General features: G+C 73.0%; 27 protein-coding genes. 14 read left to right on the top strand and 13 right to left on the bottom strand.

Going from position 1 to position 22896, the window contains the following annotated elements:
* Positions 1–78: 78 nt before the first annotated feature.
* Positions 79–633, bottom strand: coding sequence for a hypothetical protein (locus AB0I21_RS52000; protein ID WP_360572601.1), 555 nt, complete (start codon positions 631–633; stop codon positions 79–81).
* A 106-nt stretch (positions 634–739) separates the two neighbouring features.
* Here AB0I21_RS52000 and AB0I21_RS52005 point away from each other — a divergent pair, with 106 nt between their 5' ends.
* Both AB0I21_RS52005 and AB0I21_RS52010 read left to right on the top strand, forming a co-directional pair.
* A complete protein-coding gene (locus AB0I21_RS52005) occupies positions 740–1108 on the top strand; it encodes an integrase (RefSeq protein WP_360572603.1) in 369 nt (122 codons plus the stop codon).
* An 82-nt stretch (positions 1109–1190) separates the two neighbouring features.
* On the top strand, positions 1191–1580 hold the full coding sequence (locus AB0I21_RS52010) for a hypothetical protein (protein WP_360572605.1): 390 nt from the start codon (positions 1191–1193) through the stop codon (positions 1578–1580).
* Between the two features lie 73 nt (positions 1581–1653).
* Here the strand turns inward: AB0I21_RS52010 and AB0I21_RS52015 are convergent, their stop codons facing one another.
* Entirely contained in the window at positions 1654–2049 is a 396-nt protein-coding gene (locus AB0I21_RS52015) for a RidA family protein (protein WP_360572673.1), read from the bottom strand.
* A 119-nt stretch (positions 2050–2168) separates the two neighbouring features.
* Here AB0I21_RS52015 and AB0I21_RS52020 point away from each other — a divergent pair, with 119 nt between their 5' ends.
* From AB0I21_RS52020 to AB0I21_RS52045, 6 genes are all read left to right on the top strand, one after another.
* A complete protein-coding gene (locus tag AB0I21_RS52020) occupies positions 2169–3488 on the top strand; it encodes a WYL domain-containing protein (RefSeq protein WP_360572606.1) in 1320 nt (439 codons plus the stop codon).
* Entirely contained in the window at positions 3403–3834 is a 432-nt protein-coding gene (locus AB0I21_RS52025; protein WP_360572675.1) for a GNAT family N-acetyltransferase, read from the top strand. Before AB0I21_RS52020 ends, AB0I21_RS52025 begins: the two co-directional genes overlap by 86 nt.
* Entirely contained in the window at positions 3800–3964 is a 165-nt protein-coding gene (locus tag AB0I21_RS52030) for a hypothetical protein (RefSeq protein WP_360572608.1), read from the top strand. Before AB0I21_RS52025 ends, AB0I21_RS52030 begins: the two co-directional genes overlap by 35 nt.
* Positions 3965–4118: 154 nt before the next feature.
* Complete coding sequence (rox, locus tag AB0I21_RS52035; RefSeq protein ID WP_360572610.1) at positions 4119–5543, top strand: rifampin monooxygenase; 1425 nt, start codon at positions 4119–4121, stop codon at positions 5541–5543.
* A gap of 97 nt (positions 5544–5640) precedes the next feature.
* Positions 5641–6504: a sugar nucleotide-binding protein gene (locus AB0I21_RS52040; protein WP_360572614.1), complete on the top strand. Its 864-nt coding sequence runs from the start codon at positions 5641–5643 to the stop codon at positions 6502–6504.
* A gap of 118 nt (positions 6505–6622) precedes the next feature.
* Positions 6623–7309, top strand: a complete 687-nt coding sequence (locus AB0I21_RS52045; RefSeq protein WP_360572616.1) for an alpha/beta hydrolase — start codon at positions 6623–6625, stop codon at positions 7307–7309.
* On the opposite strand, the gene AB0I21_RS52050 is transcribed toward AB0I21_RS52045, so the two are convergent.
* Positions 7265–7852: a GNAT family N-acetyltransferase gene (locus tag AB0I21_RS52050; RefSeq protein WP_360572618.1), complete on the bottom strand. Its 588-nt coding sequence runs from the start codon at positions 7850–7852 to the stop codon at positions 7265–7267. The two genes, AB0I21_RS52045 and AB0I21_RS52050, sit on opposite strands and share 45 nt — an antisense overlap.
* Positions 7853–7971: 119 nt before the next feature.
* Entirely contained in the window at positions 7972–8346 is a 375-nt protein-coding gene (locus AB0I21_RS52055) for a MerR family transcriptional regulator (RefSeq protein WP_360572620.1), read from the bottom strand.
* A gap of 66 nt (positions 8347–8412) precedes the next feature.
* Between AB0I21_RS52055 and AB0I21_RS52060 the strand changes: the two genes are divergently transcribed.
* Positions 8413–9081, top strand: coding sequence for an SDR family oxidoreductase (locus AB0I21_RS52060; RefSeq protein WP_360572622.1), 669 nt, complete (start codon positions 8413–8415; stop codon positions 9079–9081).
* Between the two features lie 79 nt (positions 9082–9160).
* Here the strand turns inward: AB0I21_RS52060 and AB0I21_RS52065 are convergent, their stop codons facing one another.
* The 3 genes from AB0I21_RS52065 to AB0I21_RS52075 all read right to left on the bottom strand — a co-directional run bounded on the left by AB0I21_RS52065 (position 9161) and on the right by AB0I21_RS52075 (position 11458).
* Positions 9161–10339, bottom strand: a complete 1179-nt coding sequence (locus AB0I21_RS52065; protein WP_360572624.1) for a hypothetical protein — start codon at positions 10337–10339, stop codon at positions 9161–9163.
* Positions 10340–10490: 151 nt separating this feature from the next.
* Positions 10491–11084 carry a LysE/ArgO family amino acid transporter gene (locus AB0I21_RS52070; protein ID WP_360572626.1) on the bottom strand — a complete coding sequence of 198 codons (594 nt, stop codon included), beginning with the start codon at positions 11082–11084 and terminating at the stop codon, positions 10491–10493.
* 5 nt (positions 11085–11089) lie between these two features.
* Positions 11090–11458 carry a MerR family transcriptional regulator gene (locus tag AB0I21_RS52075; protein ID WP_360572628.1) on the bottom strand — a complete coding sequence of 123 codons (369 nt, stop codon included), beginning with the start codon at positions 11456–11458 and terminating at the stop codon, positions 11090–11092.
* 49 nt (positions 11459–11507) lie between these two features.
* Between AB0I21_RS52075 and AB0I21_RS52080 the strand changes: the two genes are divergently transcribed.
* Both AB0I21_RS52080 and AB0I21_RS52085 read left to right on the top strand, forming a co-directional pair.
* A complete protein-coding gene (locus AB0I21_RS52080; RefSeq protein WP_360572630.1) occupies positions 11508–11930 on the top strand; it encodes a PPOX class F420-dependent oxidoreductase in 423 nt (140 codons plus the stop codon).
* A gap of 180 nt (positions 11931–12110) precedes the next feature.
* On the top strand, positions 12111–12842 hold the full coding sequence (locus tag AB0I21_RS52085) for a sulfite exporter TauE/SafE family protein (protein ID WP_360572632.1): 732 nt from the start codon (positions 12111–12113) through the stop codon (positions 12840–12842).
* 407 nt (positions 12843–13249) lie between these two features.
* On the opposite strand, the gene AB0I21_RS52090 is transcribed toward AB0I21_RS52085, so the two are convergent.
* Entirely contained in the window at positions 13250–14545 is a 1296-nt protein-coding gene (locus AB0I21_RS52090; protein ID WP_360572634.1) for a GNAT family N-acetyltransferase, read from the bottom strand.
* A gap of 176 nt (positions 14546–14721) precedes the next feature.
* Between AB0I21_RS52090 and AB0I21_RS52095 the strand changes: the two genes are divergently transcribed.
* From AB0I21_RS52095 to AB0I21_RS52105, 3 genes are read left to right on the top strand one after another with little or no spacing between them, the layout of a single operon-like run.
* On the top strand, positions 14722–15069 hold the full coding sequence (locus AB0I21_RS52095; RefSeq protein ID WP_344504896.1) for a molybdopterin oxidoreductase: 348 nt from the start codon (positions 14722–14724) through the stop codon (positions 15067–15069).
* Entirely contained in the window at positions 15069–17519 is a 2451-nt protein-coding gene (gene nirB, locus AB0I21_RS52100) for a nitrite reductase large subunit NirB (protein WP_360572637.1), read from the top strand. Before AB0I21_RS52095 ends, nirB begins: the two co-directional genes overlap by 1 nt.
* Positions 17516–17851: a Rieske (2Fe-2S) protein gene (locus AB0I21_RS52105; RefSeq protein WP_360572639.1), complete on the top strand. Its 336-nt coding sequence runs from the start codon at positions 17516–17518 to the stop codon at positions 17849–17851. The genes nirB and AB0I21_RS52105 overlap by 4 nt, the downstream gene beginning before the upstream one ends.
* Before the next feature lie 88 nt (positions 17852–17939).
* On the opposite strand, the gene AB0I21_RS52110 is transcribed toward AB0I21_RS52105, so the two are convergent.
* The 5 genes from AB0I21_RS52110 to AB0I21_RS52130 form a co-directional block, all read right to left on the bottom strand.
* Positions 17940–18428, bottom strand: a complete 489-nt coding sequence (locus tag AB0I21_RS52110; protein ID WP_360572641.1) for a helix-turn-helix transcriptional regulator — start codon at positions 18426–18428, stop codon at positions 17940–17942.
* A gap of 64 nt (positions 18429–18492) precedes the next feature.
* Positions 18493–18741, bottom strand: coding sequence for a hypothetical protein (locus AB0I21_RS52115; protein ID WP_360572643.1), 249 nt, complete (start codon positions 18739–18741; stop codon positions 18493–18495).
* A gap of 739 nt (positions 18742–19480) precedes the next feature.
* Complete coding sequence (locus AB0I21_RS52120; RefSeq protein WP_360572645.1) at positions 19481–21109, bottom strand: hypothetical protein; 1629 nt, start codon at positions 21107–21109, stop codon at positions 19481–19483.
* Positions 21106–21993 (bottom strand): hypothetical protein, encoded by an 888-nt coding sequence (locus tag AB0I21_RS52125; RefSeq protein WP_360572647.1) that lies wholly within the window; start codon positions 21991–21993, stop codon positions 21106–21108. The genes AB0I21_RS52120 and AB0I21_RS52125 overlap by 4 nt, the downstream gene beginning before the upstream one ends.
* On the bottom strand, positions 21990–22880 hold the full coding sequence (locus AB0I21_RS52130; RefSeq protein WP_360572649.1) for an aminoglycoside phosphotransferase family protein: 891 nt from the start codon (positions 22878–22880) through the stop codon (positions 21990–21992). Before AB0I21_RS52130 ends, AB0I21_RS52125 begins: the two co-directional genes overlap by 4 nt.
* Positions 22881–22896: the final 16 nt, after the last annotated feature.

Here is a 22896-nt window from a genome sequence, read left to right on the forward strand (position 1 = left end):
ACATCGACCGGCACAGCTACCAAGCCACCACCAGCATCGACATCATCAACCCCTACCCTTGACAACCCACCGAACCACCTAACTGAACGGCGTTGCGTCTAGTTCACCCGCGTCGACGGCCGGGTGGCGGGCGTCGGCAGGGACGGGTTCGGCGGCGCGGGGAAGGACCCGCCCGGTCCGCCGCGGCAGCTCCGGCAACCGCAGGTCCGCAAGGCCGAGCTCATCGGGCGGGCTGACGTGACCCGGCACGTCCCGGGGGAGCGGCAGGGGAGTGATGTCGACGATGACGTCACCGATGTCGCGCCGCTCCACCGGCCACCGCACGTCGATGGTGCGAGCCGCCGCCGTGCACGCCGGGCACTCGTCGCGGCCGCCGCCCCACATGCCGAACTGGGAACCCGTCATGTCCGGCCGCTCGATCCCGCACAGCGTGGCGCGGAACAACCCGTACGCGTGCCGGCGGGGGTCCGGCAGCATGTCGGTGCACGCCGCCTCCCACCGCTGGTCCCACCGGTGATACATGGACCGTGTCATCTCGGAGCCCACGTGCCCGACAAGGGTGAACGCGTAGCACCACGTGCAGACCCAAACCTCGCGGTACCACTGCTGCGGCGGGATCTCCTGCCACACCATCTCCCGATCACACGCATGACACAGCACGGCGGGATTCTGCCATCACGAACCGCGGCCAACGGGATAACCGGCGGCGGTCTGCGCGGGCCGGTGGGATCATGCGCGGATGAGGTCGAGGCTGCGGAAACTGCACATCGACGAGCAGGAGTACACGTGGACGGCGCAGATCCGCGCCGCGTCCGGCCCGGACGGCCGCCGGCACCGGTGCATCCGCATCCGAGCGTGGGGCGCCGGCCGGACCGGTTGCGCGCTGCAGGCCGATCTGGCCGTTCGACGTCAACCGGTCGCCGCTGACGAGGACGCGTACCCGTACCCGGCGGCCGCGGACGTCCGGGCGCTCATCGAGTACGGATTACGCGCAGGCTGGAATCCGCAATCCCGCGGGGGCACGTTCCAGGTCACGTCGGCCGCTGATGTGGCGCTGCCCGGGTTCGTCGTCACCGACGTGGCGTGGGCCGGCGAACGACACCCGTGACCAGCCGGGAAACGCGGTGCCGGCGGCCGGCCGGGCGACCTATGCTCGTCCAGCGCTGCTGTCCGACATCGAGGAGCCGCCCATGCCACACGTGACGCTCCACGCGCTCGAAACCGACCTCGCCGGGCGTGAAGCCGGCCTCATCAGGGAACTCACCGACGCCGTCGTGTCCGTGTACGGCGAATGGGCCCGGCCGTCGGTCGACGTCAGGCTCATCGGCATCCCGGCCGGGCGGTGGGCCCGCGGCGGAGTGCCGGTCGCCACCGCCGCACCGTCGGTCACCTTCGGGATGCGCGAGGAGGTGTTCGCCCGGCCGGACGCCGCCGGTGTCGTCGCACGGCTCGTCTCGGCGTTCACCGATGCCGTCACCGCCGTGTTCGGCGACGGCTGCCGCGACGAGGTGCTGGTCGAGCTCATCGGCCAGCCCACGTCCCGGTCGGGTCTCGGCGGCAAGGTGATCAGCGGCGGATAGCGGGTGCAGGCCCCGCCGGATGCCTGCACGCTGTGCTCGTGCCGAGCCGCCGGCACGAGCACAGCGGGTCGCGTCACGCCACGGCGGTCCCCTCCAGTTCGACGAGCTGACCCGGGATCGCGAGCCGGGTCACGCCGAGCATCGTCGTGGCAGGCGCGACCTTCGCGGCGCCGAGCCGGGAGGCGAGGACGCCGTAGTGCGGGAACAGCAGGTCGACGTCGGTCGTGTACACGTTCAGCCGGATCAGGTTCTCCAGGGACATGCCGGCCTCGGCGAGGACGGCCTCCAGGTTGTCGAGGCTCAACGCCAGCTGCGCGGCCATGTCACCGTCGTGCATGGGGCGGCCGTCGGCGCTCATCGCGGTCTGCCCGGAGCAGTACAGGGTGCGGGTCTCCCCGGAGACGAGCTCACCCTGGTTGAATCCCATGTCGAGCGACCAGGCGACCGGGTTGACCGCCGTTCGTTGCAATGCCACATCTGCTCCATTCGGATCGGGGTCGGATCGGGGGGACGGGCGGGCCGTCCGTGGTGATGAGCCTGCCAACGAATCACGACATCCTGTGTCGTGTATTGCAGTAAGGTTCCCGGATGCGCGCCGACCGGCTGGTTTCGCTGGTGCTGCTGCTCCGCCAGCGCGGGCGGCTGTCCGCCGCGACCCTCGCCCGTGAGCTGGAGGTGTCGACCCGCACCGTCCTGCGCGACATCGAGGCGCTGTCCGCGGCCGGGGTCCCCGTGTACGCCGAACGCGGCCGGCACGGCGGGTTCATGCTGCTGCCCGGCTTCCAGACGGAGCTCACCGGCCTGAACCACGACGAGGCGCTCGCCCTGCTGGTCGCCGGTTCCCGCAGCGGCGCGCAGGCGTTCGGGCTCGGGGCGGCGCTCGCCTCCGCGATGCGCAAGGTCGTGGACGCGCTGCCGGAGAGCTACCGGACCACCGCGGCCGGCGCGGTCCAGCGGCTGCTGATCGACCCGGAGACCGACCTGCTCGCCCGCCGGCAGGCCGGCGAGGAGGTCCCCGACGCGGTCATGGCCGAGGTGCGCCGCGCGGTCCTCGGCGGCCACAAGCTGCGCATCCACTACGCGCCGGTCCGCCAGAGCCCGGCGTGGCGCACCGTCGACCCGGTCGGCCTCGTCACGGTCCGCGATCAGGGGTACCTGCTGGCCACGAGATCCGGCGAGGACCGCACCTACCGGCTGTCCCGGATCGTGGCAGCCGAGGAGCTCGACGAACCCGCCGAACGGCCCGACCGCGTCGACCTGGACCGCGCCTGGCTGGAACGCAGCACCCGGTTCCGAGCCGGCGGCGACCAGGTCACCGTCGTGGTCCGGCTGCACCCCGCCCGCCGGGAGGACCTGGCCGGCACCGCCCTGGCCGTCCTCACCGAAACCACCGACGACGGCCGGCTGCGGGATGGAGGTCACGTTCCAGGACGCCCGGCACGCCGAATGGGCGCTGTGGCAGCTCGCCACGAACGCCGAAGCCGTGACCCCGCACTGGCTGCGCACGTCCCTGCACGACCGCGCCACCGCCATCGCCGCCCGCTACGCCACCCCGACCTGACAAGGGCCGAGAGGTCGCCGGACCGTCCGGCGACGGGCAGGCCCGGTCTCGTCGTCCCTGCGCCACACCACCAGAGGTCGGCTGAGAGACCCACGCCAAGACGTCCCGGCCGAGAATTGTCGAATGCGGCACCCGACAATACGGCCCCGGCAACCGGACGACCTCGACACCTGCATCGAGATGCTCAGGGCCGTGCACGAGACCGACGGATACCCGCTGCGCTGGCCGGCGGACCCGCGCCGCTGGCTCGACCCGCCGCACCTGCTCCAGGCCTGGCTCGCCGAAGACCCCACCGGTGCCATCGTCGGCCACGTCGCCGTCCGGCACCTGCACGACGGCGGCGGTGACGTTGCCGCGCAGCACACCGGACGGGTGGACCTGTCCCGGCTGTACGTCGCCCCAGGGGCACGCCGCCGCGGCGTCGCCGGGGCGCTGGTTGCCTGCGTGGCGTCGTGGGCGGCCCGGCACGGCCGCGTGCTGACGCTCGACGTCATCGAGGAACGGCGGTCCGCGGCCACGGCCTTCTACGAGGCGACCGGCTGGCGGCACCTCACCACGACGGACGCGGACTGGGTCGCCGACGACGGCAGCCCGGCCGGTCAGGCTGCGCCGCTACGTCCTGGACCCGGCGCCGCGGACCCGAATGTAGATTCCGGCAATGGATCTTTCGGTATTGCAGGCACGGGCCGCTGAGATCGCCGCCCTGTACGACGAGCACAACACCGCCGCGGGGCGGGGTGCGTGGACGACCGGGGACCTAGCGCTGGGCTTCGTCGCGGAGTTCGGACGGATGACCGACGGGATCGAGCGGCACCTGACCTGACCAGCCGGCGGACGGCGAACGACCCGGGCGCGGAAACAAAGAACGGCAAGGAGACGCGCTCCCTGCCACCTCTAACGTATATCGCACCCCGGGGCTTGCGGCAAGACCACAGGGGTGCGGCAGAATGCTCCATTCGTGGTGAATGGGGGATTTCATGCGTGACGTGATCATCGCCGGGGGTGGGCCGACGGGGCTGATGCTCGCCGCCGAACTGCGGCTGCACGGCGTCGACGTGCTGGTGCTGGAGAAGGAGCCGCAGCCGGCCGCGTACGTGAAGGCGCTCGGGCTGCACGTGCGCAGCATCGAACTCATGGACCAGCGGGGACTGCTGGAACGGTTCCTCGACAACGGGCGGCGGTCCCCGGTCGGCGGGTTCTTCGCCGGGATCACGAAACCGGCGCCGGCGCTGGACAGCGCCCACGGGTACGTCCTGGGCATCCCGCAGCCGGTGACCGAACGGCTCCTCGCCGAGCACGCCACGGACCTCGGCGCCGACATCAGACGCGGCCGTGAGGTCGCCGGGATCGCGCAGGACCCGGACGGGGTGACCGTCGACCTCGCCGACGGCACCCGGCACACGGCACGGTTCCTGGTCGGATGCGACGGCGGGCGCAGCACCGTCCGCCGGTTGTCAGGTATCGCGTTCCCCGGCGAGCCGAGCCGCGCCGACACGCTGCTCGGCGAGATGGAGGTGACCGCGGCGCCGGAGACGGTGACCAGCATCGTCGCCGAGGTCCGCCGGACGCAGCTGCGGTTCGGGCTCGGACGGTCCGGTGACCACGGCCCGTACCGGGTCGTGGTGCCCGCGGACGGGGTCGCCGAGGACCGCGGCGTGCCGCCGACATTGGAGGATTTCCGGAAACAGTTGCAGGTATTCGCCGGCACCGACTTCGGGGTGCACTCACCGCGGTGGCTGTCGAGGTTCGGCGACGGCACCCGGCACGCCGAACAGTACCGGGCCGGGCGGGTGTTCCTCGCCGGCGACGCCGCGCACGTCCACCCGCCGCTCGGCGGGCAGGGGCTGAACCTCGGCATCCAGGACGCGGTCAACCTCGGCTGGAAACTCGCCGCGGCCGTCGGCGGGTGGGCGCCGGACGGGCTGCTCGACACGTACCACGCGGAGCGGCACCCGGTCGCCGAGGACGTGCTGGACAACGTCCGGGCGCAGACAGAGCTGCTGCGCACGGAGCCGGGCCCGCAGGCGGTGCGCCGGCTGCTGGCGGAGCTGATGGGCTTCGAGGAGGTCAACCGGCACCTCATCGAGAAGATCACCGCGATCTCCGTCCGGTACGAACTGGGCGGCGGCCACGATCTCGTCGGCCGGCGGCTGCGGGACGTCCCGCTCAAGCAGGGCCGCCTGTACCAGCTGATGCATGCCGGCAGGGGACTGCTGCTCGACCAGACTGGCCGGCTGTCGGCCGGAGGCTGGGCGGACCGCGTCGACCACGTCGTCGACGTCAGCGACGACCTCGACGTGCCGGCGGTGCTGCTGCGCCCCGACGGGTACGTCGCATGGGCCGGCGACGACCAGCCGGACCTCGACAGCCGCCTCGGGACGTGGTTCGGGTCGGCCACCTGACCAGCAGGATGCCACCTCGGCGTCCACCCGCGCTGTCGTGCAGGACCGGGCCGGGACCGGGCCAGGACCGGCGCAGCACCGCATAAGCTCCATGCCCATGACGGGGATCCTCCTGGTGACAGGCGCGACCGGTTCGCTCGGGCGGCGCGTGTACGAGCAAGCCACCGCCGGCGGATGGACCGTCACCGGCACCTGGTTCGCGAACCGGGCCCACGGCGGCGACGTGCGCCTCGACATCCGCGACCGGCCGGCGATCGGCGCGCTGCTACGCGACGTCCGCCCCGACGTCATCATCCACACGGCCGCAGGACGGGACCGCGGCGACTGGGCGTCGATCGCCGACGGCGCCGCCAACGTCGCGGTCGCCGCCGCCAGCGCCGGCATCCGGCTCGTGCACATGTCCAGCGACGCCGTGTTCTCCGGCCGGGAGATCCACTACGACGAAACCGCATTACCGGACCCGACATACCGGTACGGCGCGGCGAAGGCCGCCGCCGAGACCGCGGTCGCCGCGATCCACCCGGACGCGGTGCTGGTCCGGACCTCGACGATCCTCGGCGACGGCCGCGGCGCGCACGAGGTCCTCACCCACGACCTGGCGTCCGGAAGGGTGCACGGGGCGCTGTTCACCGACGAGATCCGGATGCCGGTCCACGTCGACGACCTCGCCGCCGCGCTGCTCGAGGTCGCCGCCGGCAGTCACCGCGGCGTGCTCAACATCGCCGGTCCGCAGCCGATCAGCCGGCACGAGCTGGGCCTGCTCGTCGCCGCCCGCGACGGCCTGGACCCCGCGACGATACCGGCCGCCCACAGCAGGGACCTGTTCCCGAACCGGCCACTGGACGTCCGGCTCACCAGCGCCCTCGCCGAGTCGATGCTGCGGGTCAGGCTGCGACCGGCCGGCGAGTTCATGACCGGGCCTGCTACCGTCGCCGGTGACCGACCCGACCCGAGGAGGTGAGACCCCGTGAACGTGGTGACAGGACGGGGGCTCCCTTCCCCGATGGTCGAACGGCTCACCTGACCCAGGTGACCGGCCGGGGCGCCCGCGACACGGCATCCCGGAAGGCAGCACACCGGTGCGGTACATCTCCAGCACGACCGACGACGGCATCTGCGGCAGGCAGTTCGTCCTCGGCGACATCCCCGGCACCCTGTGGACCCCGGCCGGCGGGGGCGACGGCCCGCTAATCCTCATCGGGCACGGCGGACGTCAGCACAAGGCCGCGTCCGCCGTCGTCGCTGGCGCGCACCGGTTCGTGACCGGGCTCGGCGCGACCGTCGCCGCGATCGACGCACCCGGACACGGCGACCGGCCCCCGATCACCCCGCCGTGGCACGGCCGCCGGCCGAGCCTGCCGGAGGTCGTCGCGTTCAACTCGGCGCTCGCGGCCCTCGCCGCGCCCGACTGGCAGGCCGTCATCGACGCGTTGACGGACGGGCCCGTCGGGTACTGGGGAACGTCCCTCGGCGCCGGGATCGGCATCCCGCTGGTCGCGGCCGAACCCCGCATCGGCGCCGCCGTCCTCGGTCTCGCCGCCGGCCCCCTCGACGCGGCCGCGGAGGTGATGGTGCCGGTGGAGTTCCTGCTGCAGTGGCACGACGAGCTCGTGCCCCGCGAGCAGGCGCTCGCGCTGTTCGACGCGCTCGGGTCCGCGGCCAAGACGCTGCACGCGAATCCCGGCGGGCACGGGGAAGTCCCGGCGTTCGAGCACGACAGCTCAGTGCGGTTCTTCGCCCGGCACCTCGGCGACCCGCGCGTGTAGGTGCATGTCGTGCCAGCCGTCGGTGTGGCGGGCCTCGCCGCGTTTCGTGCCCTCCAGCGCGTACCCGGCGCGGCCCGCGACCCGGCACGACGGCACGTTCGCCGTCGAGTGGCAGACCTCGACCCGGTGCAGGCCGAGCGTCCCGAACGACCACCCGGTCAGCGCCGCCAGGGCCCGCCCCGCGACACCCCGGCCACGGGCGGACGGCAGCACCCAGTACGACACCTCCGCCAGCCCCTCGGCGAGGTCGATCGTGCGGAGACTGATCTGCCCGGCGACCCGGCCACCGTCGGTGACGGCCCAGCCGGCGCCGGTCTCCGCCCGCCAGCGCGCCGGCCAGCGGGCGATCCAGTCGCGGGCCTCCGCGGCGGACATCGACCGGCAGTGCCAGCGCTGGATGTCAGGATCGGAGTAGGCTTCGACCACCGCGTCCACGTCGGCGGGCAGCCACGGCCGCAACCGCAGGCCGTCGCCGTCCAGCACCGGCTGCACGGACGTGGCGAGGGTCCCTACCGGCAGCGCCGGTGTCACGAGCGACGGCATGCCGCCGACGGTAATTGACGGCAATACGAAAATCGAAAATCGGTAACGGGGCCGCCTGGCGGCATCCACCAGCGTAGCGCCGTCGCGGGGCCGGTGACGTCGTCGGACAGAGCGGGGCGTCAGGCGGTCGCTGGGGGGACGCAGCCGTCGGTGACGCTGGCCTCGGCGGCGGCGATCACCGCGTCGAGCCGGTCCCGGGTGGCGGTGAGACCGGCGACCTGCGCGTCGATCCGGCTCCGCTCCTCCGCCAGCAGCCGCAGGGTTTCCGGGGTCGCGTGACCGGTGTACACGCACGGCAGCAGGTCCAGGATGCGGCGGCTGGACAGGCCCGCCGCGTACAGCTGCTGCACCAGCATCACCCGGTCGACGGCGCCGTCCGGGTAGTGACGCTGCCCGGACGGGCTGCGGTCCGCGCCCAGCAGGCCCTGCTCCTCGTAGTAGCGCAGCGCCCGCACGCTGACACCCGCTTTCGTCGCGAGCTCCCCGATCCGCACCTGCGACCCTCCTCACGCCCGGCACACTTGCCTCTGACGTCAACGTCAGGTTTTAGCGTAACCGGCATGGACATCAACGGATCGGTGGCGCTCGTCACGGGCGCCAACCGCGGCCTCGGCCGGCACTTCGCCCAGGAACTGCTCAACCGCGGCGCGACCGTGTACGCCACCGCACGCGACCCGCGCACCGTCGACCTGCCCGGCGTGCGGGTGCTGCGGCTGGACGTCACGGACCCCGGCAGCATCGAGGAAGCCGCCGGCGTGGCGAAGGACGTGACGCTGCTGGTGAACAACGCGGGCGTCGCGACGTACACCAACCTCCTCGGCAGCCCGCTCGACGCCGTCCGCCTGGAGATGGAGACGCACTACTTCGGGACGCTGCAGGTGATCCGGGCGTTCGCGCCGGTCCTCGCGGCGAACGGCGGCGGCGCGATCCTCAACGTCCTGTCGCTGCTGTCATGGGCGAACTACGACGGCGCGAACTCCTACAGCGCCGCGAAGGCCGCCCAGTGGAGCCTGACCAACGGGGTGCGGCTCGAGCTGGCGGAGCAGGGCACCCACGTCACCGGCGTGCACCTGGGCGCCGCCGACACCGACATGATGGCCGGCTGGGACGTGCCGAAGCTCGACCCCGCGTTCGTCGCCGCGACCGCCCTCGACGGCGTGGCCAGGGGCTGGACCGAGGTGCTGGTGGACGACGCGAGCCGCGCGGCGAAGGCCGCGCTCACCACCTGACGGCGCGAGCGACGCACTCACCGCCGCAGGACGTGAGGCGGCGGGCGAGATCGGCAATACAGCGTGAAGACGTGCGCGGTCACCGCCTGCGGTCGTGGTAGCGGTCCAGGACGTCGAGGGCGTCCTGGACCCGGCCGCGCCGCAGCAGCAGCTCCGCCAGCAGCGTCGCCGGCGCTAGCCCGGCCGGGTCCGACAGCGCCGCGATCGCCTCGTCCTCACGGCCCTGCCCGGCGAGCAGCTCACCGAGCCGCGCCCGCACCGACGGCAGGTCATGATCCGGGCAGGCCCGCAGGGCGGCGACCGCCTCGGGCACCCGGCCACGCTCGACGAGCAGCTCCACCCGGATCATGAGCAGGTCCACGTCGTGCGTGTCCTCGAGCAACGCCAGGGCCGCGTCCGGGGCGATCCCGCCGAGGGCGTGCAGGGCGCACTCGGGATCGTCGCCGCAGGTGGCGAGCTCGGTCAGGATCGCGACCGCCTCCTCGATCCGGCCGTTGCGGCTGTACAGCTGAGCCAGCGGCACCCCGTCGAACGGTTTGAGCACGTCCGCGGCCCCCTCGATGTCACCCTGCCGCTCCAGCACCTCGGCCAGCCACATGGTGAGGCGGCCGTCGCGGTAGCCGCGGCAGGCGACGTCGGCCGCCCAGTCCCGCAGGTCGCCGGCCCGGCCGTGCCGGTGCAGCAGCCGCCCCGCCTGGTCCAGCACGTACGGGGCGTGCGGCCGCAGCACCGCGACCGCCTCGTCCACCGCGCCGCGCCGCTCCAGCTCCGCCGCGACCACCCCCGCCACGTGCGCCGAACCGGCGGCCAGCGGCGCCAGGACCGTGAACGCCTCGTCGCCGCGACCGGCCGCGGCCGCCACCTCGAACAGGGCGGCGGCCATCCCCGCCTCGCCCAGCCGCGGTCCGAGCAGCGCGAACACCTCCTCGACGCGGCCCTGCGCGCCGAGCAGCGCCGCGACCTCCCGCGCCACCCGGTGATCGTCCGCCCACGGGGTGAGCAGCGCCAACGCGTCACCGGGCCGCCCCCGCCCGTGCAGGGCGGCGGCGCGGGCCCGCAGCACCGGCGACCATCCCGCGTCGGTGAACCGGTCCAGCGCGGCGTCGTCCGGGTCGTGCTCGGCGAGCACCTGCGCGCAGCCCTCGTCGCCCGCGGCGGCCCGGACCCGGAGGATCCCTGCGTGTCCGAGAGCGGCGAGCCGCCGCGCGATGCCGACAGGGACCCGCCGGTCACGGATGAACCGCGCATGCACGTCCATCCCGGCAACATATCGGCACCGGCCGCTGTCCCGTGTCCCCGCCACGGCACCGCCGACGTGTTGGCCACCGCTTGTCCAGTCGTCCTGTGCCGCCGGTGTACGTGGGGGCGCCGGCGCTCCTGTTCAGGCGCTCACGGTCAGGCGCTCACGGTCAGGCGCTCACCAGCGAGACGGCCAGCGCCGCCATGACGACGGCGATCGCGGCGTCGACGACCCGCCACGCCGCCGGGCGGGCCAGCAGCGGCGCCAGCCGGCGGGCACCGAAACCGAGTGCGGCGAACCACAGCAGGCTCGCGGCCGCCGCACCAGCGCCGAACGCCCACCGGTCCTCATGCTGGTGCGCGACGGTGCCGAGCAGGACCACCGTGTCGAGGTACACGTGCGGATTGAGGAACGTGAACGCCAGGCACGCCAGCAGCGTCGCCCGCAACGCCGCCGGCGGATGGTCCAGCGGGGTCAGCGCGGCCGGTCGCAGCGCCCGCCGGGCGGCGAGGACCGCGTAACCGAACAGGAACGCGGCACCCGCCCACCGCACGACCGTCAGGACGGCCGGCGCGCCGGCCACGACGACGCCGAGACCCGCGATCCCGGCGCTCATCAGGGTCGCGTCGGCGGCCGCGCAGATCACCACGACCGGGCCGACGTGCTCGCGGCGCAGGCCCTGCCGCAGCACGAACGCGTTCTGCGCGCCGATGGCGACGATCAGCCCGAGCGAGAAACCGAACCCGGCCAGCGCGGAACCCACGCCGGTCAACGGATGCGCGCCGCCCGCCGCTCGGTGGCGGTGATGTAGCCGCGCAGCGCGTCCCGCGACCGGGACAGCGCGTCGATGTGACCGTCGAGCCCCCGCAGCCTGGCGCGGAGCGTGTCCAGCAGCTCCGGGCACGGTTCGAGCTCGGGGCCGGCACCGGACGCGCACGGCAGCAGCGCCCGGATCTCCTGCGTCGACAGCCCGGCCTCCAGCAGGTGACGGATCTGCGCGACGGTCACCACCGCGTCGTCGGCGTAGTCGCGGTAGCCGCTCGCGGCCCGGCCCGGCTCCAGCAGGCCCTGCGCCTCGTAGTAGCGCAACTGGTGCGCGTGCACGCCGGTGCGCCGGCTCAGCTCCCCGATCAGCATGAGCGCCCCCGCTTGACCTTCGACCGGTGTGAACGTTGACGATTGTGACATGACGTTCGACCCGCACGACCTGCTCGCCGCCAGCCGGCTCGGGGTCCTTGCCACCATCAAGGCCGACGGCCGCCCGCAACTGTCCCCGGTCATGCCGTTCTACGACCGTGCCGCCGGGGTCATCCTCGTGTCGATGACGCAAGGCCGGGCGAAGACCGCGAACCTGCGCCGCGACCCGCGGGCGACGCTCGAGGTCACCGGCGCCGACGGCAGATCGTGGGCGACCGCCGAGGGTGTCGCCACCCTTACCGGCCCCGGCACCGACCCGCACGGCCCCGAGGTCGAGGCCCTCGTCGACTACTACCGCCGCGCCGCCGGCGAACACCCCGACTGGGACGAGTACCGCACGGTGATGGTCTCCGACCGCCGGGTGCTGATGTCGATGACCGTCGACCACGTGTACGGCGCCGACCTCGGCTGACACGACACCGCCGGCACACCCGCAGCCCCCCGTGCCCGCCGGTCGCGGCCGCCGGACCGCGGTCTCGTGAGCCACACCCGCGCCGCCGCACCGGACCGTGACGACGGATCCGGCGGTGGTGCCCCACACACCGGCGCCGGACGTGGACCTGATCCGCCGTGACCTGGCAGGCTGGGCGGGGTGATCCTCGACGACCTGCCGACGTTGGCGGTGGCGTCGGCGGCCGCGTTCGGTCTGGCGCTGCTGTCGGCGGTGGCCGGGTTCGGCGGCGGAGTTCTGCTGCTGCCGGTGTTCACGGCGCTGTTCGGACTCCGCGTCGCGGTGCCGATGCTGACGTTGACGCAGGTGTCCAGCAACGCCTTCCGCGGCTGGCTGAACCGCCGGGAGCTGCACTGGCGGCTGATCGGCTGGTTCGCGCTGGGTGCGGTGCCACTGGCGGTCGCCGGCGGGCTGCTGCTGGCGCACGCGCCGCTCGGCCCGCTGAAACGGCTGCTGGGTGTGTTCCTCATCGGCGTCGTTGTCTGGCGGCGCCGCAACCCGCGGCCGCGCAAGCCCGCCGAGCAGACCTTCGCCGCGGTCGGGGCGGCCTCCGGCCTGGGCTCGGCGCTGCTCGGCTCCGTCGGGCCGCTGACCGCCCCGTTCTTCCTCGCCTACGGGCTGACCCGCGCGGCGTACATCGGCACCGAGGCCGTCAGCGCGCTGACGATGCACCTGTCGAAGATCGCCGCCTACGGCACCGGTGACCTGATCACGAGCCGGGTGCTGCTGTTCGGGGCGGCGCTCACACCGGCCACCCTGGCCGGCGCCTGGGTCGGCAGGAAGATCGTCGGGCGGACCAGCGACCGCGTGTTCGTCGTCCTGGTCGAGGCCGGTCTGGTCGCTGCCGGAGTGCTGTTCCTGCTCGGTCTGTGACGCCGCCGATCCCCGCACGCCCCCGAGGCCCTCGTCGACTGCCGCGGCCGCGCCGCCCGCGAACACCCCGGCTGGGACGAGTACCGTACGGTGACGGTCTCCGACCGCCGCGCCCTGATGTCGATGACCGTCGACCGCGTGCTCACGGCGCCGGGCACGGTCCGCGGCCGGGATTCCGCGGCGATCCCGGCCCTGAGCTGAGCCGCGCAGTTACCGGATTGCCGTTACCAGTAATCCGGTAACTGTGCGCCCCCCGGCCAGAGGGCGGGAAGCTGGTGGCAGGGCGGACGAGCGCGCGGACGGCGCGCTGGGGAACGGTGGCAGGGTTTGGCGGCAATCCCGTTTCCGCGTGCCGGTCAGGTGCCACCGGCGGTGAAGCGCGGACAGCGTGGCGGGCGGGCCGGATGTCAGAAGGCGAAGGAGTTGAACGGCTCCGGATCGGTGCGGAAGAGCCGGCCGAGGGCGGGGACGGCGGCGTCGTGGTGGGGGCGGATGTGGCCGGCGGCGGCCAGCAGCGCCGCGGACATGCCGCCGAGGTACAGCGAACCGAGCGCCTGGACGGTCAGCGTCAGGTCGGGGCGGGTCCGGGTGGGGGTGCAGGTCGCACCGTCGGGGGTCGCCGACAGCCGCCACGTGCCGATGTTGCGGGGGCACATCGGGTTGGCGTCGACGGCGATCGTGAGGTCGGCGGTGGTGTCGTACGACCGTGCGGTGAGCGCCGCCGGCAGGTCGAGGACGCGCAGCCACAGGTTGTCGGACTGGCGGGTGACCCGCAGGGCGCGCGGGTTACGCAGCATCCACCGCAGCGGCTCGTCGGCGGGCCGGGTCGGGGCGGTGACGCGCCGGGTGAGGTCGAAGTCGGTCAGCAGCATCCACATCGCCCGGTAGGCGTCCACGGAAGCCGCCTGCAGCGCGTCGACGACGAGGGTGCCGGTGTGCTCGACGAGCGGCGTCCACGGCAGCCGGAAGTTCGCGACGCCGTCGACGTCTCCCTGCGGGGAACGGTGGATGAGGTACCGGGTGGGGCCGTCCGGGCCGGTGGCGTCGTCGCTGAGCCCGTTCCACTTGCCGGGCACCGGGCGCAGCTCACCGACCTGCCGGCGGCGGGCCTCCTCGTGGACCCGGGGCCACGCCTGCCGGGCGGTCGCGGCGTCGACGAGCTCCAGTGACCCCGCGGGCGGGTCCGCGTCGGCGAACGCGGCCTCGGCGCGGTCCAGGTCCCAGCGGGTCCGCCGGGTCGCGGGCGCGAACCCGTACCGGCCGTAGATGCCGCCCCCGCTGGCGCTCAACGCGGCGAGCGGCTCGCCCCGGTCGAGGGCCTCGTCGAACATCGCCTGCATCATGCCGCGCAGCAGGCCCCGCCGCCGGTGCGTCGCGATCACCGCGGTCGCGGTCACCCCGCCGAACGGCACCTCGCGCAGGCCGGGGACGGTGATCGCCAGCGACAGCATCGCCGAGCCGCCCACGACCTTGCCGCCGTCGAACGCGGCCTGCGGGTGGAAGTGCCCGGCCGTGACGACCTCCTCGACCCAGCGGGCCACCTGTTCCGGTGTCGCCGGCCGGTTCGGCGGCGGCCACGCCTCGGGCCCGCCGTGCCAAGCCGCCGGCGCCGGCTCCCAGTGCGGCAGCCCGTTGACGTACGGCAGCACTCGCAGGTACGCGGGCGCCTCGTCCCGCGTGACGGGCCTGATATCAATCGTCATAGATCAGATCCTGCGGAGCCGCTCCGGCCGCCGCAACGCAAAAACGGCTCACAGCCTGCGGTGCGGGTCGAAGAGGAAGGCGGCGACGGCGCGAAACAACAGCGGTATGGGGGTGTAACGGCCGGCGGACACGATCGCGGGGAGTCCGGTGCGGTTCGGTGGAGAGGACGGGTCAGGTGCGGTCGACGCCACGGTTTCTGCAGGGGGTGTACCCGTTCGTCGGGAAGGGGATCGACGCGCCGGTGGCGGTCGACGCGGCGCTCAGCTACACCGTGCCGGTCGGGGTGGTGACGCAGACGGTGTACTTCCGCGGCGGCAACACCACCGACGAGCTGGTGTACGTGGTGCTGACCAGGGACGGCACGCCGATGCGGTACTTCCCGATCGGGGCGAAGAGCGACGTGCACGTGCCGCTGCGGGTCGTCGAGGACCTCGACGCCGGGACGGTCGTGGAGCTGCTCGTCGGCGCCCCGGAAGGGGTCAGCGGGGCGATCGTCGTGGATCTCGGGCTCGTGGAGGTCTGATGCAGCGACTCGTCGTCATCGGCAACGGGATGGCCGGCGCGCGGACGGTTGAGGAGATCCTGGAGCGCGGCGGGCGGGACCGGTTCACGATCACGATGTACGGGGCGGAGCCGTACGGCAACTACAACCGGATCCTGCTGTCGAACGTGCTGTCCGGCGCGGAGGACGAGGACGGCATCTTCCTCAACAGCCTGCCGTGGTACGAGGCGAACGGCATCGACCTGCGCGCCGGCGTGCGGGTCGAACGCATCGACCGGTTCGCGAAGGTCGTCCTCGACGACAACGGCGACGAGCTGCGCTACGACAAGCTGATCATCGCCACGGGCAGCCGGCCGTTCATCCCGCCGATCGACAACATGCACCACCCGAAACGCGGCTACCACCAGGGTGTCTTCACGTTCCGGACGATCGACGACACCCGCGGCATGATCCGGTACGCGCGGGACCACGAACGCGCCGTCGTCATCGGCGGCGGGCTGCTCGGCCTGGAGGCCGCCCGCGGCCTGCAGGCGCACGGGGTCGCGGTGACGCTCGTGCACGCCGCCGGGCACCTGATGAACGCGCAGCTGGACGCGCAGGGCGGCGCGATCCTGCGGGCGGGCGTCGAGCGGCTCGGCATCACCGTCGAGCTCGCCGCCCGTACCGAAGCGGTCGAAGGCAAGGAGAAGGTGCAGGGTGTCCGGCTCGCCGGCGGCCGGGTGATCCCGTGCGACATGGTCGTCGTCGCCGCCGGCATCCGCCCCGACACCGCCCTCGCCGAGGTCAGCGGCCTGACCGTCGAGCGTGGCATCGTCGTGGACGACCAGCTGCGCTGCCTCGACGAACCCGACATCTACGCGGTGGGGGAGTGCGTGCAGCACCGCGGCGAGACGTACGGCCTGGTGGCGCCGCTGTGGGAGCAGGCGCGGGTCCTCGCCGACCACGTGACCGGACGCGACGTGCACGCCGCCTACCACGGGTCGCGGACCGCGACGAAGCTGAAGGTCGCCGGCGTCGACGTCGCCGCGATGGGGATCAGCACGCCGGCGCCCGGCGACGAGTTCGTGGTGTTCGCCGAGCCGGGCCGCGGCGTGTACAAGAGCGTCATCATCCGCGACGACCGGCTCGTCGGCGCCACCCTCCTCGGCGACGTGTCGAAGGTCGGGTTCCTGATGCAGGCATACGAGCGGGGGCTGCCGCTGCCGGAGGAACGGGTCCGGCTGCTGTTCGACCTCGGCGGGCCCACCGCCTCGGAAAGCGCCGCGGAGCTGGCCGGCGACGCGCAGGTGTGCAACTGCAACGGCGTCACCAAGAGTGCGATCACCGAGGCGGTACAGGCCACGAAGACGCTGTCCGGGGTCATGGAACGCACCAGGGCCGGGAAAGGCTGCGGCTCCTGCAGGTCGCTCGTGGCACAGATCGTCGACTGGGCCGCGGGCGGCACCGCCGAGCAGGACCCGTCCGCCGACTGGTACGTGCCGGGCGTACCCATGCGGAAACCGGACCTCGTCGCGGCGATCCGCGCGCAGAACCTGCGCAGCGTCTCCGCCGTGTTCGACGCGCTCGCCGGCGGCGAGGAGGACGCGAAAAGCAAGATGGGGCTCGTGTCGCTGCTGCGGATGCTGTGGGGCGACGACTACGTCGACGAACGCGACGCCAGGTTCATCAACGACCGCGTCCACGCCAACATCCAGCGCGACGGCACGTTCTCCGTCGTGCCGCAGATGAAAGGCGGCGTCACCACCCCCGACCAGCTGCGCCGCATCGCCGACGTCGCCGACAAGTACGCGGTGCCGCTCGTGAAGCTCACCGGCGGGCAGCGCATCGACCTGCTCGGCATCCGCAAGGAGGACCTGCCGAAGGTGTGGGCCGACCTCGACATGCCGTCCGGGTACGCGTACGGCAAGAGCATGCGCACCGTGAAGACGTGCGTCGGCTCCGACTACTGCCGGTTCGGCCTCGGCGACTCCACCGCGCTCGGCATCGCGATCGAGTCCCGCTTCCAGGGTCTGGAGAGCCCCGGCAAGATGAAGCTCGCCGTCACCGGCTGCCCCCGCAACTGCGCCGAGGCGTACGTGAAGGATCTCGGCGTCGTCGCGATCGACGGCGGCCGCTGGGAGATCTATGTCGGCGGCGCCGCCGGCGCCCACATCCGCAAGGGCGACCTCCTCGCGACCGTCGGCACCCCCGCCGAGGTGATGCGGCTGACGGGCCGTTTCCTGCAGTACTACCGCGAAAATGCGAACTGGCTCGAACGCACCTACGCGTTCGTCCCACGGCTGGGCATCGACCGTCTGCGCGCGCTGATCGTCGAGGACAGCGAAGGGATCGGCGCCGGCCTCGACGAACGGATGGAGGCGGCCGTGGCCGCGTACCGCGACCCGTGGAAGGACGACCTCGACCCGGCCGTCCCCGGCCAGTTCCGCACGTCGCTGCCGCTGGTCGCGCTGCCCCAGGTGCCGGTCCGATGACCGCGACCACCGATCCCGAAACGGCCGCCACCAGCTACCGCCTCGGACCGGTCACGGACATCCCGGTCGGTGAAGGCCGCGCGTACGCGGTGGACGGCCGCCAGGTCGCGGTGTTCCGGCTGCGGCGCGGCGGCCTGCGGGCCGTGTCCGCCGTCTGCCCCCACGCCGGTGGTCCCCTGGCCGACGGCCTCATCGACGCGAAGGTCGTCATCTGCCCGCTGCATCAGCACGTGTACGACCTGGCGACGGGCTGCTCCACCACCGGCCAGCCCTCGCTGCGGGTGTACGCCATCCACGAGGACGACGACGGCACCCTGATCCTCACCGTCTGACGCCGGGTGCCCCTGAACGCACCGGTGCCCGAGCCGGGTTGTCCGGCTCGGGCACCGACGGGTCGCAGATCGGTTCAGCTGGGCGTCTTCATGACCGGTTGAACGCGCCACGCATACCGAAGCGGTGACGCTTCCCGGCGTCGGCGGGCGGTTTCGCCTGCTCCTCGTGCCAGCGCTGGTGGCCGTCGGGGTCGACCGCCCAGGCGAAGCAGATCGGGCAGGTCGCCCCGCCGGCCGAGCCGGCGAGGAGCCCGGCGGTGCGTTCGTTGATGTCGTGCGCGTTGGTCACGGCGATCGCCTGGGTGAGCTTGGGCCGCCACACGTGCTCGATCACCTGTGGCGGCACGCCGAGGAGCTTCAGCAGCTGCTCGAGCCACGGCCAGGCGGGCACGACCTTGCCGGTGGCCACCCGGGAGATCGACGCCGCGGACAGCACGTAACCACCCCGGCGCCGGCTCAGATCGTCGATCCTGCGGTATGCGAGACCGGACTCCTCGATCAGGGTCCGGATCTCGGCACTGAGTGTCAGCCGGACGATCACGGCCTGGGCCGGCCCGGTCGTGAGCACTGATGTCATGGACAGTTCCCCTTCCCGGCTCGTGCCGCCGGACCGTCCGGTCCGGCGGCACGAGCGCACTTGGTCAGGCCGTTTTCGGCGGGCGGTTGCCGCCGTCTCCGGCGAAGGGGTTGACCCGGCGCAGGATCGCGAGCGCCGAGCAGGTCGCCACGACCCCGGTGACGAGGACGCTGAGCAGCGCCTCCGTCAACGAGTAGCCGTGGTCGAGGACGGTCTGCAGGACCACGCCCTCAAGACCTGTGACGGTGCATGCGGTCAGCACGTCTGCGACCGGGGTAGGTGGCGCCGGTGGCGTCCACACGGGCTCAGTCATTGCCCGATTTCCCTCACTCGTTGTGACCAGGTCATGGGCGCACCGCGCCCATGACCTGGTGATGTCCCACCGGTCTGCTGGCCGGTGGAGTGGTGCATGCCGTCGAGCGGATCCGGTTGTGCGCCGGATAATCCCCGGAGAACGGGAATTCGGTTGTAGGCCGAGAGTCAATCGGCTGCGAACCGCTAGGCCACGTTATAGCACCCGCGAGATATCTCACGCCACGTAACTGAGGCGCCGGAGACCAAGACTGGAACACGCGGAAACGCGGGACCCTAACAGGAGACGGGTGCGCCACTGAATTCAACAAGATCAATTACGATCAATCAAGATACAACTAACATCGATCGTCAGAATCTGACTGCGCAACGATGCGGCACACTGATCGGCGTGATGTCCTCGGCGGAGACTATATCCGCGTCCGGGGCGGATCATGTAAGGGAAAAGGGCCCCACCGTTGACTAGACGGTGAAGCCCTTTTCGTTCTCCCGGGGACATCCGCTCGACGGCATGACAAGCAACGACATCCGGGAGAGTCCGGCGCGGCGCCGGTGATCGTTCGGCACCGCATGTTCAATTGTCTGCCCCGGCGGGGCAGGACGGCAACGCCAGGGCCTCGGAGCAGCAAGAACCGCCCCGGGCCGGCTGCGCCGCCGGGGTGGGAGCAGCCCTGCGAAGAGCGCTCAGTCTAGCGTGATGATCGGCAATGTTCCGGGACGGGATTCGCGCGGGTGACCGGTCAGCGCGGCCCGCCCGCACGGCGGCGCCGGTCGGCGTCCGGTCCGGCCGTGCCGCCAGGGAGAATGGCGGTCGCGGGATCGGATGGGCGCCCGCTTGTGGCCGAGCGGGACCTCGACGTTGCGCGCGCACCAGGACCCGCGACCGGACGGGCGCGCCGACCGGCACCGTTCGGGTCGGGCCGGCGCACCGACCGCCCCCGGCGCAGCGTCTCGCCCTGGTGAGCGCCTGCCGTGCCGGCGACACCCGGAGCCGTGGCGGGCCCAGCCTCGTCGCCGCCCTGGAGCCGGTGCCCGCCGACGGCGAGCGGCGGGACCCCGACGAACCGGGTGGCGCCGGAGTTCCGGCGGCCGCGCAGAACGACGCCCGCGGCCCCGGTGCGCGCACCCGGCGTGGTGGACGGATCAGACGACCGGCCGGGGCCGGTGCTCGTGCCGGCCGGGGCCGCGCCCCGCCCGCAGAGGATGTCCCGGCACCTCGACGTGCCGCAACGCGGACGGCCCGGCGCGTGAGCGCCGGGCGTGGTCGAGCAGCGTCTCCTCCTGGCGGTTGCCGGTCTGGCCGTCGGGCCGGCGGCGGCATCGGGCCAGGCGATGACGATCCCGGCGTCCGCGTCGGCCGGGGACACCGTCCGTCGGCGGTCCGCCCGCCAGTCCTCCAGGCGGTCCTGCCCGGGCACGGCCCGGAGCCGGTGCGGCATGCACGGACGCTGTGCGGCGCCCGGCACGCCACGGCGACCGCGGTCGGCGCCGGCCGTAGCGGCACCCGCGGCACGCACGGCCCGCATGGTGTCCACACCGCCGGTGCCGGTCTGGGTGCACACGCCGGAGTCCGTGGCCGCGGTGACCGGCGCGGTGATCCGGACATGTTCGATCACCAGCAGGTCCAGGAACACCGCTTTGCCGTGAGAGTGCCAAGCGATGCGGTCTTCGCGCAGCGCCGCGATCAGCCAGGGCGCCCACGGCCGATGCGCGGTCCAGCCTTCGCCGACGGCCGTGGGCGCGCCGCCCTCGAACGGCGTGAGGGGAGCGAGCATCGCCTGGACGTCACCCTCGAACCGCTCTGGGCTGTCGGGCCGCAGACCGGTGGCGTCGGTGCCATAGCCACCATGGCTGCGCTGGACGGCGGCGCTGAGCCGGCTGAACACGACCGGCCAGGCGACGGCGTAGGCCTCGGCGAGCAGCAGGAGACGGTCGCGGCCCGTCGCGGCCGCGGCCTGCCGTGCCAGCCCGCCCAGCCGAATCAGCGCCAGGAGATGGCCGATGCCGGCCGCCGCACTGGTGGCGAGGGGTGCATGCACACGGCCGGTGCTGTGCCGATGGACGCGAATCATGGTCCCCCCTACATGGCGATGACGGTGACGATCCCGCCGGCCGGAACTGCGCCGGTTTCCGAGATTCCATTGCAGGTCGGAAGGCCGGACCGCGGCGACGGATCGTGGCACCCATGGTGGTTCGTGTCGCGGCGCACATGCAAGCCAACTCGGGAAGTCGATACGTTCCGAAACGCCACGAAACAGCATTCCGGTTCCGGCCAGCGGGAATGTGCGGGGCACAACGCGCGCTTCTGGAACGCGGCGGAACACCGCACCGGCAATTCCCGCGTTCGCGGCGGTGACTGGGCGTGTCATTGTCGGTCGTCGTTGCCGGTGTCGAGTGCGTGCGGCACCGCCGGCAGGGCGGCCGGGCCGCACGCGGTCAGGACGTGGGCGATCTGGTCGCGGGCGGTCGTGTCGCCGGCAGCGGTGTAGCGGGTGAGTAGTTCGACCAGGCGGGACTGCAGGTACACGGCCGCCGGGGTCCGCAGCCGCTGCACCAGGTCGCCGGTGGGCCGGCCGGCGTCCAGCAGGGCGACGAGCTCGTCGAGGAGCTGGTCTGCTGTGCGGACGGCGTCCGGGGTGAGGTCGAGCTCGGGCAGCACGTCCAGCCACGCGGCGGCCTCCGCGGCGAGGGCCGCGTCGGTGATGTCGGCGACGATCGGGCGCAGGTCGCCGAGCATCCGCTCGATGTCGACGAGCCGGTGATGGTCGCGATAGTCGTCGGTGCCGCGCAGCTCCTCGAACCGCCGGCTCGTCTCCGCCGCGGACTCACCCGGCTGCACGAAGTCGTCGTCGGTGACCGGCAGGGCGCGCAGCCGCGCGGCGGCGGCGATCGCGTCGGCCCTGCTGAACGGGAAGGCGTCGAGCGTCAGACGGGCCACCGCGTCCGGTTGCAGGATTGCCGGTAATGCCAATGCGGGTGCGAGCGATCGGAGGCGCACGAGCTCCCGGACGGCGGACTCGACCGGATAGCCGTCCTCCAGGGCCCAGCCGATGATCGCCGCGGCCAGGCCGACGTCGGCGCGGGGCCGGTTCCTGGGCAGCCCGAGGGCGTCGAATCGCACATCGGCGACGGCCGACTCGATCAGCGACAGCCACCGGTACAGCGGCGGGGCATCGGCGGGACGGTGGGCCAGGAGCCACTGGTGCCGGTGGGCCGGGTCGGTGGCGATCAGGCCGGGGATGAGGTCGCTCATGCGGTGAGTCGGCGCAGGGCCGCGTACGCGGGCGGGCCCCAGGTGGGTTTGCCGCCGGGACGGCCGTGGACGCCGTTGTCGCCGATGATGATGCCGGCCAGGACGCGCAGGACCGCGCAGCCGCGGGCGCGGCGCAGGGTCGCGGCGTCGGGCCGGTAGGCGTCGAGGCAGCGGTCGGCGGCGCCGTCGGGCAGCAGCAGCCAGGCGGCGGCGAGGTCGTACGCGGGGTCGCCGGCGCACAGGTCGCCGAAGTCGACGACGCCGCACAGGGCGCCGCCGTCGGTGAGGACGTTCGCGGGGTGCAGGTCGGCGTGCAGCCACACCGGCGGTCCCGACCAGTCCGGTGCCGCGACCGCGTCGTCCCACAGCGCCTGTACGGCTGCCGGATTGTCGATAAGTCCCTGCTCGGTGACGTACGCGAGTCCCCTCGCGAACCCGGACGCGCGTTCGGCGAGCGGGCCGCCGCGGTCCCGGCCGGCGGGTGCGTCGGGCGGCGCGGGCTGGTGCAGCGCCGTCAGGAACTCCGCCAGCACCGACGCCGAACCGGTGGCGGGCGCCAGGTCGGCCGGTGTGCCCGGCACCCACGTGGTGATCAGCCACGGGCGCGGGAACAGCGGTGACGGCTCGCCGAGCCGCTGCGGGACGGGAACCGGCAGCGGCAGGCGCGGGGCGAGCGACGGCAGCCAGGCGTGCTCCTTGCGCAGCAGGTCGTCGGCGGACCCGGTCGCCCACGGCAGCCGGACGGCGAGGTCGTCGCCGAGCCGCCACAGCTGGTTGTCCCAGCCGCGGGCGCCGAGCCGGACCGGGCGGTCGGCGAGGTCCGGGTGCTGGCCGCGGACCAGGTCCAGGACCAGGTCCGCGGTGATCTCGGTCGTGGCGTGGGTCATGTGGGGTGACAGTAGC

Source organism: Dactylosporangium sp. NPDC050588 (genome assembly GCF_040654975.1).
GTDB lineage: Bacteria > Actinomycetota > Actinomycetes > Mycobacteriales > Micromonosporaceae > Dactylosporangium > Dactylosporangium maewongense.

Coding starts and splice junctions, on each gene's coding strand:
- AB0I21_RS52000 (WP_360572601.1), bottom strand. CDS start 633: ATGGTGTGGCAGGAGATCCCGCCGCAGCAGTGGTACCGCGAGGTTTGG.
- AB0I21_RS52075 (WP_360572628.1), bottom strand. CDS start 11,458: ATGCTGATCGGGGAGCTGAGCCGGCGCACCGGCGTGCACGCGCACCAG.
- AB0I21_RS52065 (WP_360572624.1), bottom strand. CDS start 10,339: ATGGACGTGCATGCGCGGTTCATCCGTGACCGGCGGGTCCCTGTCGGC.
- AB0I21_RS52105 (WP_360572639.1), top strand. CDS start 17,516: ATGACCGCGACCACCGATCCCGAAACGGCCGCCACCAGCTACCGCCTC.
- AB0I21_RS52090 (WP_360572634.1), bottom strand. CDS start 14,545: ATGACGATTGATATCAGGCCCGTCACGCGGGACGAGGCGCCCGCGTAC.
- nirB (WP_360572637.1), top strand. CDS start 15,069: ATGCAGCGACTCGTCGTCATCGGCAACGGGATGGCCGGCGCGCGGACG.
- AB0I21_RS52050 (WP_360572618.1), bottom strand. CDS start 7,852: ATGCCGTCGCTCGTGACACCGGCGCTGCCGGTAGGGACCCTCGCCACG.
- rox (WP_360572610.1), top strand. CDS start 4,119: ATGCGTGACGTGATCATCGCCGGGGGTGGGCCGACGGGGCTGATGCTC.
- AB0I21_RS52010 (WP_360572605.1), top strand. CDS start 1,191: ATGCCACACGTGACGCTCCACGCGCTCGAAACCGACCTCGCCGGGCGT.
- AB0I21_RS52130 (WP_360572649.1), bottom strand. CDS start 22,880: ATGACCCACGCCACGACCGAGATCACCGCGGACCTGGTCCTGGACCTG.
- AB0I21_RS52040 (WP_360572614.1), top strand. CDS start 5,641: ATGACGGGGATCCTCCTGGTGACAGGCGCGACCGGTTCGCTCGGGCGG.
- AB0I21_RS52125 (WP_360572647.1), bottom strand. CDS start 21,993: ATGAGCGACCTCATCCCCGGCCTGATCGCCACCGACCCGGCCCACCGG.
- AB0I21_RS52115 (WP_360572643.1), bottom strand. CDS start 18,741: ATGACTGAGCCCGTGTGGACGCCACCGGCGCCACCTACCCCGGTCGCA.
- AB0I21_RS52060 (WP_360572622.1), top strand. CDS start 8,413: ATGGACATCAACGGATCGGTGGCGCTCGTCACGGGCGCCAACCGCGGC.
- AB0I21_RS52005 (WP_360572603.1), top strand. CDS start 740: ATGAGGTCGAGGCTGCGGAAACTGCACATCGACGAGCAGGAGTACACG.
- AB0I21_RS52120 (WP_360572645.1), bottom strand. CDS start 21,109: ATGACACGCCCAGTCACCGCCGCGAACGCGGGAATTGCCGGTGCGGTG.
- AB0I21_RS52110 (WP_360572641.1), bottom strand. CDS start 18,428: ATGACATCAGTGCTCACGACCGGGCCGGCCCAGGCCGTGATCGTCCGG.
- AB0I21_RS52020 (WP_360572606.1), top strand. CDS start 2,169: ATGCGCGCCGACCGGCTGGTTTCGCTGGTGCTGCTGCTCCGCCAGCGC.
- AB0I21_RS52080 (WP_360572630.1), top strand. CDS start 11,508: ATGACGTTCGACCCGCACGACCTGCTCGCCGCCAGCCGGCTCGGGGTC.
- AB0I21_RS52030 (WP_360572608.1), top strand. CDS start 3,800: ATGGATCTTTCGGTATTGCAGGCACGGGCCGCTGAGATCGCCGCCCTG.